Below are 12,790 nucleotides of genomic sequence, written 5' to 3' on the forward strand. Positions count from 1 at the left end.
CGCCACAATCGGACCATGCCCCGCCCCCTCCGCACCCTCCCCCGCTACCTCCGCTCCGCCCCCGGGACCCACCTCTGGCTCCTCGCCCTGCTCGTCACCACCGTCGCCATGCGCCGCATGGACCCCACCTTCGCCGACGAGTTCCTCCGGCAGCGCTCCACCAACATCCACCACCTCTCCCAGAACCCCAGCCGGGTCCTGATCTCCTCCGCGTTCTGGATCGACGGCGGCGGCTGGCTGCTGTACGCCGTCCTGTACTCCCTCTTCCACGCCCCCGTCGAACGCTGGCTCGGCACCCTGCGCTGGCTCGGGGTCGTCCTCGCCACACACGTCGGCGCGACGTATCTCAGCGAGGGCGTCCTCGGCTGGGCGATCAAGCACGGCATCGCCCCGCCCCAGTCGGTCAACACCCTGGATGTGGGGGTGAGTTACGCCCTCGCGGGCGTCGCCGCCGTCCTCGCCTACCGCATCCCCGCACCCGGGCGGTACCTCTACCTCTTCGCCGTCCTGACCTTCTACGCCCTCCCTCTCGTCAACGGCCGCACCTTCACCGACATCGGCCACTTCGCCGCCGTCCTCATCGGCCTCGCCTGCTACCCCCTCACACGGAATCCAACGGGTCCGAGCCGACCAGGGAATCCAGCGCCGCGGCGTCCCCGGCGGCCCCGTACTCCTCCATCAACTCCGCCCAGAAGCCCAGCTCCCTGACCTCCGCATGCCGCAGCCGCCTTCCGCCCGCCGTCGGCCGCAGCGCCTCGTACACATCCCGCAGCCCCTCCGCCACCCCCACCGTCAGCAACTCCAGCCGCTCCCGCACCAACAGGTCCCAGTCCACCGCGCCGGGCCCCCGCCCCTCCCGGTGCAGCTCCACCAGCGGCAACTGCCGCCCCACCGCCCACACCGCCAACTGCGGGACGTCCCGCCACAGATGGGCGTGCCCGTATCGCTTCCCGCGCCCCATCCGCGACACCACACCGCGCACGCACCGGGCGATCTCCACCGCCCGCAGCACCCCCACCGCCTCGGTGTTCTCGTTGAACATCGTCCGGTACGACTCGCCGCCCCGATCCGCCCACAACCGCTCCCTTCCCGCCGCGCCGTCCGCCGCGTGCGCCACCTCCAGCCGGGCCCCCGGTGCCAAACACGCCAGCGCCGACGTCGCCTCCTCAACCGTCATACACCGCTCGCCCGCATACGGTTCCCGCACCTCTCCCCTGCGCACCGCGAACCGCACCCCGTCCGCCCGGAACTGCCGCATCAGCCGGAGCACGTTGGCGTCCCGCACCAGCTCGTCCTGCGCCGTGGCCGGATTGCGGCGACGGTCCTCCGCGTCCAATTCGCCCCGTACGGTTTCCACAGTCGGCCCCGTCACCAGCTCGACCCGCAGCAGTGCCCGCTTCAGCCACTCCATGGGAATCTGGTCCGCAACCGCCCGCTGGAGCACACCCAATCGCTGGATGCCATCGAGGACTTCAGGCTGCTCGACCTGGACCGTGCCCGACCCGCGCAGCACACCGGGCAGAACCCGAACCTCGCGAGCAGCAAGCACCACCGACCCCACCACTCCAAAGTCGTAGGGCCGCTGCCACAGCAACTCCGTCAGCTCCACGTTCGCCGCGCTGTCCCCCAGGAACCCGCGCCGGCCGCCCTCCCACTCCCACTCCACCAGCTGATCGGCGCCCACCCACACCGACCAGCGGTGATCCCCGATCCGCTCCACCCTCTCCGACTTCAGGACCAGCCCATCGAACGACGAGGGCACGGACGACGACACCAACTGCGGCGGCAGAAACAGAACCTCACTCATGCCCCGTCCAACGCCCCCACCACCCCCAAGGTCGCGCCCGTACATCCGCGCCCCGGCATCCCACCGGCCGCACCCCCGCACACCCCCGACACACCGTCGAGCCGCGCCCCCCGACCGCGCCCCCGACGCCCATTGCGCCCCCCACCCCCGCCCGTTAGCGTCCCGGCACCACCGCCGAACAGGACGAAGGCCACCATGAGCAGCACCCCCACCCCCCGCACCACCAACGGAGGCATCTCCTTCTGGTACGCCGACCACGGCATACCCACCCCCCGCGAGCCCCTCCCCGGCGACACGACCGCGGACGTCTGCATCGTCGGCGGCGGCTACACGGGCCTGTGGACGGCGTACTACCTCAAGAAGGCGGTGCCCTCCCTCACCATCACCGTCCTCGAAGCCAAGTTCTGCGGCTACGGAGCCTCCGGCCGCAACGGCGGCTGGCTCTACAACGGCATCGCGGGCCGCGACCGGTACGCCGAGCTGCACGGCCACGAGGCCGCCGCCCGCCTCCAGCACGCCATGAACGACACGGTCGCCGAGGTCGTCGGCACGGCCGCCGCCGAGGGCATCGACGCCGACATCCACCAGGGCGGCGTCCTCGAAGTCGCCTACACCCCGGCCCAGTTCGCCCGCCTGAAGTCCTTCCACGCCACCGAGGTCGCCTTCGGCGAGAAGGACCGCGTCCTGCTCGGCGCCCGCGACACCGCCGCCCGCATCAAGGTCGCCGGGGCCGTCGGCTCCACCTGGACCCCGCACGGCGCCCGCCTGCACCCCGCGAAGCTCGCCCAGGGCCTGGCCGACACGGTCGAGGCCCTGGGCGTGACGATCCACGAGTCGACCCCCGTCACCGCCATCGAGCCCCGGCACGCCCGCACCCCCTACGGCACGGTCCGCGCCCCCTACGTCCTGCGCTGCACCGAGGGCTTCACCCCGAACCTCAAGGGCCAGAAGCGCGACTGGCTCCCCATGAACAGCTCCATGATCGTCACCGACCCCGTCCCCGCCGCCCTGTGGGAGACCATCGGCTGGGACGGCCGCGAGAACCTCGGCGACATGGCCCACGCCTACATGTACGCCCAGCGCACCGCCGACGACCGCATCGCCCTCGGCGGCCGCGGCGTCCCGTACCGCTTCGGCTCGAAGACCGACAACGACGGCCGCACCCAGGCCGCGACCGTCACCGCCCTGCGCGAGATCCTGGTCCGCTTCTTCCCCACCCTCGCGGGCACCGGCATCGCCCACGCCTGGTCCGGCGTCCTCGGCGTCCCCCGCGACTGGTGCTCCACGGTCACCCTGGACCGCTCCACCGGGCTCGGCTGGGCGGGCGGCTACGTCGGCTCGGGCGTCGCCACCACCAACCTCGCCGCCCGCACCCTGCGCGACCTCTTCCTCCAGGACTCCGGCCAGGGCGGCGCCACCGACCTCACCACGCTCCCCTGGGTCAACCACAAGGTCCGCAAGTGGGAGCCGGAACCCTTCCGCTGGCTCGGCGTCCAGGGCATGTACGCCGCCTACCGCGAGGCCGACCGCCGCGAGCTCACGGGCCGCACGGCCACCACCCACCCCATCGCCCGCTGGGCCGACCGCATCGCAGGCCGCTGACCGCCACCCGCCACCCGTCACCCGTCACCCGTCACCCGTCACCCGTCACCCGTCACCCGTCACCCGTCACCCGTCACGATGACGCCCGACAGCCGGACGGCGGAACGCACGTGGGGCCCGGACCTGTCCCCCAGGCCCGGGCCCCCCGCTCACCACCCGTCCGCTAGAACAGGGCGTTGAAGGCGTTCCAGCCGCCCCCGACCCGCACCCTGGCCTTGTACGGGGCCGCGGGCTTGCCCGTCCCCTCGTAGTACCAGAGCAATCCGGCCGTGTCCCGGCCGACCAGGTCCGCCCGGCCGTCGTCGTTCAGGTCACCCGTGCCGACGAGGGCGGAGAACATGTTCCAGCCCTTGCCGACCAGCACACGGGGCTTGAACGGGGCGGCGGCCCGGCCCGTCCCCTCGTAGAAGTAGAGCTCGCCGGCGGCGGTGCGCGCGACCAGGTCGCCCCTGCCGTCGCCCGTGGCGTCCCCGAGGCCGGTCAGCGCGTTGTACTGCTGCCAGCCGTTCCCGATCAGCGTGCGCGCCTTGAAGGGGGCGCCCTGATTGCCGGTCCCCTCGTAGAAGTAGAGCGCCCCGGCCGCGTTCCGCGCCACCAGGTCGTACTTCTTGTCGCCGTTCGCGTCGCCGATGCCGGTCAGCGCGTTGTACTCGTTCCAGCCGCCGCCGACCCTCTTCGGGTCCCCCACGTCGTCCCGGACGATGCCCGTCCCGTACGACCACAGCACCCCGGAGGAGTCACGGGCGACGATGCCGTTGTACTGGTCCCGGCTGCCGAGCGGTCCCAGCTTGGCCAGCGCGGTGTAACCCTTCCAGCCGCCGACCTCCAGCTGCGGCGGCTGGAACACCTGCGGCGCCCTGCCCGAGCCCTGGTAGACCCGCAGGGTCCCGTCGGGCTTGCGGGCCAGCAGGTGGAACCGGTCCCGCACGGGACGGTCGCTCTGCACGGCGAACCGCCCGGTCGCCTCCGGGTTGCCCGTGCCCCAGTTGTAGATGTCGTACGAGGCGCGGGCCTCCAGCTTCCAGGCCGCCAGGCCCTTCGGCGCCTTCAGTGCGTACGTGACCGTGTAGTCGCCGGGCTTCTCGATCTCACAGGTGACACCGCCGCCGAAGACGATCGGCGAGAGGCTGTGGTCGCACGTCGCCCCCTCCCCGACGGAGACGGAGGTGATCTCGGGCATCGGCTCGTCCCACTCCGGCGGCCGCTGTTCCCCGGCGTCGTCGAACTGGACGGTCAGCGGCCCCTTGTCCACGGCGTGCACCGCGAGCGTGTGCGTGACGGTGCCGCCCGCCGGAACATCCGGTGCGGTGAACTTCAGCGTGTTCTGCGCGACGTGCGCCGCCGACTTCACCGTCACGGTGCGCGCAGCATGCGTGCCGGAGGCCGGTGCGGTCGCCGCGACCTGGGCCTCCTTCACGCCGTCCGCGACGCTCTTGCCCCGGGGCACGTACACCAGGCCGTAGTAGAGCTTCGTGTCGTGGGCCGCGCTCGCATCGGCGCGGACTCTCGGCGTGGCGTACGGATGAGCGTCCGTGATGTCGCAGAGGTACACCCCCTTGACGGTTGCCGACGCCTTGCACTCCTGGTCGTCGAGATCGACCGTGAGCCCCGCGGGCAGCCCGCCACCGGCCCAGGTCGGGTCGTCGAGCGGCTTGCTGCTCAGCGCGAAGGCGTACGTACCGTCGGGTGCCGTTCCGCTGAACCCCCCGATCCCGATCTCCACCACGCCCTCGCCCGGCTGGAGGTTGATCTCCGGGCGGTGGAAGGAGAAGGCGAAGGCGTCGTCCGCCGTCGCCGGTCCCGCCAGTGTGATCCCCGCGGTGGCCAGCAACGCCACCGCTCCCCCGACTGCGATGAGTCTTCGCATGCACCATTCCTGATGATGAAGGGCGGCACAGTGCGGCCGCAGACAACGCCAGGTGCCCCCCATGGCGTGAGGCGGAAGGTACAGCACAACGCCCCGCCTGTTCGACAGACGGGGCGTTGTGGCTGGTGGAGCCCCCTATCGGATTCGAACCGATGACCTACGCATTACAAGTGCGTTGCTCTGGCCAGCTGAGCTAAGGAGGCGTCGGGCAGAAGTCTAACCGGACCGCCCACCCCCGTGGACAGCAGATTTCACAGCCCCGGACTACTGACAGATCCCCGGCGCCCGGGTAGCGTCACACCCGGTCCGCGAATTGGACCAGACCACTTCACTCCCTTACTCGGATCGTCCGGCACGTTCCTGCCGGTGAAGGAGACGCATCACCATGGCAACAGTCACGTTCGACAAGGCCACCCGCATCTACCCGGGCTCCACCAAGCCCGCCGTGGACCAGCTGGAGATCGCGATCGAGGACGGCGAGTTCCTCGTCCTCGTCGGCCCGTCCGGCTGCGGAAAGTCGACCTCCCTGCGCATGCTCGCGGGTCTGGAGGACGTCAACGGCGGTGCCATCCGCATCGGCGACCGCGACGTCACGCACCTGCCGCCGAAGGACCGGGACATCGCCATGGTGTTCCAGAACTACGCGCTCTACCCGCACATGTCCGTCGCGGACAACATGGGCTTCGCCCTGAAGATCGCGGGCGTCAACAAGGCCGAGATCCGCAAGAAGGTCGAAGAGGCCGCGAAGATCCTCGACCTCACCGAGTACCTCGACCGCAAGCCGAAGGCGCTCTCCGGCGGTCAGCGCCAGCGTGTCGCCATGGGCCGCGCCATCGTGCGTGAGCCGCAGGTCTTCCTCATGGACGAGCCGCTGTCGAACCTCGACGCCAAGCTCCGCGTCTCGACCCGTACGCAGATCGCGAGCCTCCAGCGCCGCCTGGGCATCACGACCGTGTACGTCACGCACGACCAGGTCGAGGCCATGACCATGGGTGACCGCGTGGCGGTCCTCAAGGACGGTCTGCTCCAGCAGGTCGACTCGCCGCGCAACATGTACGACCGCCCGGCCAACCTCTTCGTCGCCGGCTTCATCGGCTCCCCGGCCATGAACCTGGTCGAGGTCCCGATCACCGACGGCGGCGTGAAGTTCGGCAACAGCGTCGTCCCGGTCTCCCGCGAGGCCCTGTCCGCCGCCGCCGACAAGGGCGACACCACGGTCACCGTGGGCGTGCGCCCCGAGCACTTCGACATCGTCGAGCACGGCGGCGAGGCCGCGAAGACCCTGTCCAAGGACACCAGCGACGCCCCGGCGGGCCTCGCCGTCTCCGTCAACGTCGTGGAGGAGCTCGGCGCCGACGGTTATGTGTACGGCTCCGCCGAGGTCGGCGGCGAGCACAAGGACCTCGTCGTCCGCGTCAACGGCCGCGCCGTCCCGGACAAGGGCACCGAGCTGCACGTCGTCCCGCGCCCGGGCGAGCTGCACGTCTTCTCCACCAAGACCGGCGAGCGCCTGAGCGACTGATCACCGTACAACCATACGAAGCGGCCAATCACCGCAAGCAGCGGCTGATCACCGGCAAGTACCGTGAAGGGCCCCGCACTTCGGTGCGGGGCCCTTCCGCGTTCCGCGCTTGACCAAGCACGCACCAGCCGGCGTTTACGCACGACGGCCCACAAATACCCCGGCACACTGGGCATTTCGAGCCCTGTACGTCAACACCCCATTCGAAAAGGGATCTCGAACCATCCCCCATGAGGGTGACGGAATGTCGCCAAATCGTCACCGGCCGCTACGCTCACTCGCGTGACCCACTCAGCCCGCCGCATCGGCCGAACTCTCGCCCTCGTCCTGCCCGTCGTCCTGGTGCTCTCCGGGACCCTCGCCGTCACCCGCGTCCCGTGGGTCGCCGGCACTCCCGAGTCCCAGATGCTCACCGCATCCGCCGAGGACGTCTCCACCCAGGCCAAGTCCCGTGCCCCGCAGGATATTCTGCGCGACCGGCTCCTGGTGGAGCTTCAGGAGAAGGACCCCGGAACGGCTCTCACGCACCTCCAGCGCGAGGTCGAGCGCCGCCCGTCCCTCGCCAAGCACTGCATGAACATCGCCCGCGCCCTGGGCCGCGCCGCCGTCACGCACTACGGCCCCACCCGCGCCCAGTCGTACTCGCGCCCCGTCTGCGACACCTCCTTCGCCTCCGGCGTCGCGAACCACCGCCCCTGATCGGCCGAAACGGACCACCGGTAGACACCCCACAGAGCTGACGGCCCTGCCCCTCAACGGCGGCGCCCCCCGCGCCGCATATCGTCCCCTGCATGACCATCCCCGACACAACGGCGTCCGCCGCACCCACACAGGCCGTCGTCCTGGCCGGTGGCCAGGGCTCGCGACTGCGCCCGTACACCGACGACCGCCCCAAGCCGATGGTCGAGATTCCCGGCACCGGAACCCCGATCATCGGCCATCAGCTCGCCTGGCTCGCCGCCGAGGGCGTCACTGACGCCGTCGTCTCCTGCGGCCACCTCGCCGAGGTCCTCCAGGACTGGCTGACCGAGCAGGCCGCCCAACTCCCCTTGCACGTCACGACGGTTGTCGAGACGGAGCCCCTGGGTCGAGGCGGCGGCCTGAAGCACGCGGCCGCACACCTGCCGCACCCCGAGCAGCCCTGGTACGCCACCAACGGCGACATCTGGACCCGATTCTCCCTGCGCGACATGGCCGCCTTCCACGCCGAGCGCGACGCCACCGCCACCCTGGCCCTGGCCCGCCCCCGCATCCCGTGGGGCGCCGTCGAGACGGACACCTTCGGCAACGTCACCGACTTCATCGAGTCGCCGCCCTCGCCGTACCTCATCAACGCGGGCGTGTACGTCTTCTCCGCCGCCTTCACCGCCCTCCTCCCGGACCTCGGCGACCACGAGCGCACCACCTTCCCGCGCCTCGCCCGCTCCCGCAGCCTGGCCGGTTACCCGATCCCGCAGGGCGCCTACTGGCGTGCCATCGACACCGCCAAGGACCTCACCGAGGCCGCCAAGGAGCTTGCCGCCCAGGGCCGTTGAGATCCCGTACGTACGACAACCCGTACGTACGACAGAGGGGCCCGGCACCATCCCCGGTGCCGGGCCCCTCTGTCGTACCCGTACGTGTACGTGTACGTGTCCTGCCCTACCCGAGCAGTCCGCCGATCACCTTGTCCCCGCCGGACCCTCCGCCGGAGTTCCCGCCCTGGGAGCCGCCGCCGGAGGAGGAGCCGCCCGAGCCGGACCCGCCGGAGCTCGAACCGCCGTTGCCGCCGTCGCCGTTACCCCCGCTGGAGGAGGGTCCCGCCGTGGCCGTGGGGCCCGCGGAGGTCGCCGCCGGGGGGTTGTTCCGGGTGGGCGTACGGCCCGTGGAGCCCCGCGTCTGGCTCGGGCCCGCGGTCGCGCCCGCGGTGGCCGTGGCCCGCGGCCCGGCCGTGCTGCTGGGCTTCGCCGAGGGCGAGACCGAGGCGGAGGCCGAGGGCTTGGGCGCCTTGCGCTGCGGGCCCTGCGAGGTGCGCTGGGCACCCGGCTCCTTGGGGAGCGGGCGGCCCGGCAGGTGGTTGGCCGGGTCGTCGTCCGGCCCCGGCACGACGACCTCCGCCGAGCGGACCGCCCCGCCCAGCACCGAGCCGACCAGCAGGGTCAGGCCCACGACCAGCGTCACCATCAGGAAGCCGCGCCGCAGCACGCGCCGCCGCAGCTCCCACACCTCGCTGCGCGGACCCAGCGTGCGCCAGGCCTCGCCCGCGAGCCGCGAGTCCATCGAGTAGACGGGCGCACCCGCGATGATCAGCGGCGACCAGGCGGCGAGGTAGATGATGTCCGGCGCGTCGTACGCGGGGACGCTCTTCCAGCTCACGGTGAGCAGCAGCGCCGCCGACAGCAGCGTCCCGATGACCGCCGCGACCCGCTGCCACAGCCCGAGCACCGTGAGCACACCCACGATGACCTGGAGGAACGCCACGCTGAGCCCGGCGCCGACCGGGTGCTGGAGCCCGAGTTCCCGCAGCGGCTCGGCGAGCGGCCACGGGTGCAGCGAGGTGAGCCACTTGACCATGGAGCCGCGCTCGCCGCCGTCGAAGAAGACGGGGTCGCAGAGCTTGCCCATGCCCGCGTAGATGGAGATGAAGCCGAGGAAGACGCGCAGCGGCAGCAGCACCACGCCGAGGTTCATCCGCCGGTCGGGGTAGAAGGAGTGCCGCGAGCGCCCGTCACCGCGCTCGTCCGACTCGTCCCCCTCGTACGGGAGTTGCTCGCCGGTGTCGTACGGCGTGTCGTACGCGCCCTCCGCCTGCCGCATCCGGGGCAGCATCCGGGTGGGCTCGCCGCCGGGGCCCGCGGACCCCACGGGCCCCCCGACGGCCGGGGTCTGCATGGTGTCGTCCGAGGCGCGCCCGGGCGGCCCGATGCGCGGGATGAGCTGGGTCGCTCCGGTGTCGAGGTCGTCCGCGGGGCGGGTCGCCGTCGAGTCGCGCACGGCCTGGAGGAGCCCACCCGCGCCGGGGTCGCCCGGCTCGGACCTGCCCGTCCACACGACGGGCGCCCGGCGGCGTCCGGCCGCCGCGCCCGCCGCGGCCCCGACGGCCGCTCCGGCCCCGCTGAGCGCGGGGAACTTCGCCGTCCGGTCGTCCAGAGCACCCCGCACCACGGTGGGGCGCGCGCTCTGGCTCGGGGCGAGCTGCACGCGGAAGCTGGCGTGGTTGACGATGACCTGCGCCGGGTCGCAGGGCACCTTGACCATGCTCAGTGCGGGCTGATCGTCGAACCCGGGTGTTCTGGTGTCCACACTCATCTAACCGAGTGATGTGTGTTTAGGACACTGCCTTGACGCCCTCGATCTGTCCGAGACCCGTCAAATCCACACCTTCTCGCAGACACCGCAGGTCAACGCAGGTGGACGAAAAGGGCCCCGGACGGAATCCGGGGCCCTCTAGCGCAAACGGACGTACTACTTCCGACGACGCGCCGTCTCGTACAGGACGATCCCCGCCGCGACACCGGCGTTCAGCGACTCGGCGCCGCCGGGCATCGAGATGCGCACCCGGTAGTCGCAGGTCTCGCCGACGAGGCGGCCGAGGCCCTTGCCCTCGCCGCCGATGACGATGCAGACCGGACCGGCGAGCTGCTCCAGGTCCTCGACCTTGTGCTCGCCGTCGGCGGCGAGGCCGACGACCGTGACACCGGCCTTCTTGTACTCCTCCAGCGCGCGGGTCAGGTTGGTGACGCGCGAGACGGGGGTGCGGGCGGCCGTACCGGCGGAGGACTTCCACGCACCGGCGGTCATGCCGGCCGCGCGCCGCTCGGGCACGACGACGCCGTGGCCGCCGAAGGCGTTGGTGGAGCGGATGATGGCGCCGAGGTTGCGCGGGTCGGTCACGCCGTCCAGCGCGACGATCAGCGGCTCCTCGTGGTTCTCGTACGCGCCGTCCAGCAGGTCCTGCGGGTGGGCGTACTCGTACGGCGGGACCTGGAGGACGACGCCCTGGTGGTTGAGGCCGTTGGTCATCCGGTCCAGCTCGACGCGGGGCGCCTCCATGAGGTGGATCTTGCCGCGCTCACCGGCGAGCTGGAGGATCTCGCGGACCCGCTCGTCGTTGTCGATGTACTGCTGGACGTACAGCGTGATGGCGGGGACGCCGTCGCGCAGGGCCTCGTAGACCGGGTTGCGGCCGACGACCATCTCCGAGGTGCCCTTGACGCCGCCGCGGCGCGGGGCGGGGCGGCGCGCCTGGGCGTGCTTGGCCTTGGCGGTGGCGAGACGGTTCGCCTTGTGCTTCTTGCGGTCCTCCGCCTTCGGGGTCGGGCCCTTGCCCTCGAGCCCCTTGCGACGCTGGCCGCCGCTGCCGACCTGCATGCCCTTCTTGTTGGTCGTGCGTCGGTTCCTGCGCTGGCTGTTGCCGGCCATGACTACCTGTTTCCTGTGGATCCGGCGATCCACATGGTGATGCAGATCGTCAATGCGTACGTAAATGAAGTGTGCCGCCCGGGGCTCCGGGCGGCACATCGGAAGGCCCCTTCCCGGGCCCTGCTCGCCAAAGCCCCTAGCGGGGCCCGAGCGTCCACCTCGGTCCGGTCGGGCTGTCCTCGATGACCAGGCCCGACTGCTGGAGCTGGTCGCGGATGGCGTCGGCCGCCGCCCAGTCCTTGCGCTCGCGCGCGGACTGACGCTGGTCGAGGACGAGGCGTACGAGAGTGTCGACGACGCCGTGGAGGTCCTCGCCGCGGTCGGACTCACCGGCCCAGTGCGGGTCGAGCGGGTCCAGGCCCAGGACGCCGAGCATGGCGCGCACCTCGGCGAGGCGGGCGACGGCGGCTTCCTTGTCGTCGGCGGCGAGGGCGGAGTTCCCCTGCCGCACGGTGGTGTGGATGATCGCGAGGGCCTGCGGGACGCCGAGGTCGTCGTCCATGGCCTCCGCGAACGCCGGGGGCACCTCGGCGGCGGGCTCGACCGGCCCCGCCTTCTCCACCACGCGCTGCACGAAGCCCTCGATGCGGGCGAAGGCGGACTCCGCCTCGCGCAGGGCCTCCTCGCTGTACTCGATGGCGGAGCGGTAGTGCGGGGTGCCGAGGTAGTAGCGAAGGACGATCGGGCGCCAGGCCTTGACCATCTCGCTGACCAGGACCGAGTTGCCGAGGGACTTCGACATCTTCTCGTTGGCCATGGTGACCCAGTGGTTGTGCACCCAGAAGTTGGCGAAGTCGTCGCCGAAGGCCTTGGCCTGGGCGATCTCGTTCTCGTGGTGCGGGAAGATCAGGTCGATCCCGCCGCCGTGGATGTCGAAGGCCCTGCCGAGGTACTTGTGCGCCATGGCCGAGCACTCCAGGTGCCAGCCGGGACGGCCGCGGCCCCAGGGGGTCTCCCAGGAGGGCTCGCCGGGCTTGGCGGCCTTCCACATGGCGAAGTCGCGCTTGTCGCGCTTGCCGGTCTCGTCGGGTGCGGACGGCTGGAGGAGGTTGTCGAGCTCCTGGTTGGACAGCTCCAGGTAGCCGTCGTACGACCGGACGTCGAAGTAGACGTTGCCGTCGGCCTCGTACGCGTGGCCGCGCTCGATCAGGCCGCGCATCATCTCGATCATCTCGGTGATGTGGCCGGTGGCGCGGGGCTCGTAGGTGGGCGGGAGGCAACCGAGCACGTCGTAACCGGAGTTGAAGGCGCGCTCGTTCTCGTACCCGATGGACCACCACGGGCGGTTCTGGTCCGCCGACTTCGCGATGATCTTGTCGTCGATGTCGGTGACGTTGCGGATGAAGGTCACGTCGTAGCCGCGGTAGGAGAACCACCGCTGCATGATGTCGAAGTTGAGTCCCGACCTGATGTGCCCGATGTGCGGGGCCGCCTGCACGGTGGCGCCACACAGGTAGATCGAGACACAGCCCGGGACGAGCGGGGTGAAGTCACGCGTCTGCCGGGCGCTGGTGTCGTACAGGCGAATAGTCACCTCTCCAGGGTATCGAGTGTTTCACGTGAAACAGCCCCGTACCCCGTGCCGGAACCG

The 12,790-nt window shown here is 71.2% G+C and carries 10 protein-coding genes and 1 tRNA gene; 5 read left to right on the forward strand and 6 right to left on the reverse strand.

Going from position 1 to position 12,790, the window contains the following annotated elements; genetic code table 11:
• Positions 1-15: 15 nt before the first annotated feature.
• Positions 16-708 (forward strand): rhomboid-like protein, encoded by a 693-nt coding sequence (locus ACIO3O_RS06625; protein WP_401742732.1) that lies wholly within the window; start codon positions 16-18, stop codon positions 706-708.
• Here the strand turns inward: ACIO3O_RS06625 and ACIO3O_RS06630 are convergent.
• Positions 602-1,807: a hypothetical protein gene (locus ACIO3O_RS06630; RefSeq protein WP_401742735.1), complete on the reverse strand. Its 1,206-nt coding sequence runs from the start codon at positions 1,805-1,807 to the stop codon at positions 602-604. The genes ACIO3O_RS06625 and ACIO3O_RS06630 overlap by 107 nt on opposite strands.
• 195 nt (positions 1,808-2,002) lie before the next feature.
• Here ACIO3O_RS06630 and ACIO3O_RS06635 point away from each other — a divergent pair, with 195 nt between their 5' ends.
• Positions 2,003-3,409, forward strand: coding sequence for an NAD(P)/FAD-dependent oxidoreductase (locus ACIO3O_RS06635; protein WP_401742738.1), 1,407 nt, complete (start codon positions 2,003-2,005; stop codon positions 3,407-3,409).
• 163 nt (positions 3,410-3,572) lie between these two features.
• On the opposite strand, the gene ACIO3O_RS06640 is transcribed toward ACIO3O_RS06635, so the two are convergent.
• Both ACIO3O_RS06640 and ACIO3O_RS06645 read right to left on the reverse strand, forming a co-directional pair.
• The gene (locus ACIO3O_RS06640) at positions 3,573-5,276 is read right to left on the reverse strand and encodes an FG-GAP-like repeat-containing protein (protein WP_401742740.1); all 1,704 of its coding nucleotides are present in this window, start codon (positions 5,274-5,276) and stop codon (positions 3,573-3,575) included.
• A 126-nt stretch (positions 5,277-5,402) separates the two neighbouring features.
• Positions 5,403-5,479, reverse strand: a tRNA-Thr gene (locus ACIO3O_RS06645).
• Positions 5,480-5,661: 182 nt separating this feature from the next.
• On the opposite strand from ACIO3O_RS06645, the gene ACIO3O_RS06650 reads away from it, so the two are divergent.
• The 3 genes from ACIO3O_RS06650 (at position 5,662) to ACIO3O_RS06660 (ending at position 8,333) form a co-directional block, all read left to right on the forward strand.
• Positions 5,662-6,798: an ABC transporter ATP-binding protein gene (locus tag ACIO3O_RS06650; protein ID WP_189822170.1), complete on the forward strand. Its 1,137-nt coding sequence runs from the start codon at positions 5,662-5,664 to the stop codon at positions 6,796-6,798.
• 282 nt (positions 6,799-7,080) lie between these two features.
• Positions 7,081-7,497, forward strand: coding sequence for a hypothetical protein (locus ACIO3O_RS06655; RefSeq protein WP_401742743.1), 417 nt, complete (start codon positions 7,081-7,083; stop codon positions 7,495-7,497).
• Positions 7,498-7,589: 92 nt separating this feature from the next.
• Complete coding sequence (locus tag ACIO3O_RS06660; protein WP_401742745.1) at positions 7,590-8,333, forward strand: NDP-sugar synthase; 744 nt, start codon at positions 7,590-7,592, stop codon at positions 8,331-8,333.
• Positions 8,334-8,439: 106 nt separating this feature from the next.
• Here ACIO3O_RS06660 and ACIO3O_RS06665 read toward each other — a convergent pair whose 3' ends face one another.
• The 3 genes from ACIO3O_RS06665 to cysS form a co-directional block, all read right to left on the reverse strand.
• Positions 8,440-10,086: a DoxX family protein gene (locus ACIO3O_RS06665; protein ID WP_401742747.1), complete on the reverse strand. Its 1,647-nt coding sequence runs from the start codon at positions 10,084-10,086 to the stop codon at positions 8,440-8,442.
• A 156-nt stretch (positions 10,087-10,242) separates the two neighbouring features.
• Entirely contained in the window at positions 10,243-11,199 is a 957-nt protein-coding gene (gene rlmB, locus ACIO3O_RS06670; protein WP_401742749.1) for a 23S rRNA (guanosine(2251)-2'-O)-methyltransferase RlmB, read from the reverse strand.
• A 136-nt stretch (positions 11,200-11,335) separates the two neighbouring features.
• Positions 11,336-12,733 (reverse strand): cysteine--tRNA ligase, encoded by a 1,398-nt coding sequence (gene cysS / locus ACIO3O_RS06675; protein ID WP_401742752.1) that lies wholly within the window; start codon positions 12,731-12,733, stop codon positions 11,336-11,338.
• Positions 12,734-12,790: the final 57 nt, after the last annotated feature.

The organism is Streptomyces sp. NPDC087440 (assembly GCF_044744005.1).
GTDB lineage: Bacteria > Actinomycetota > Actinomycetes > Streptomycetales > Streptomycetaceae > Streptomyces.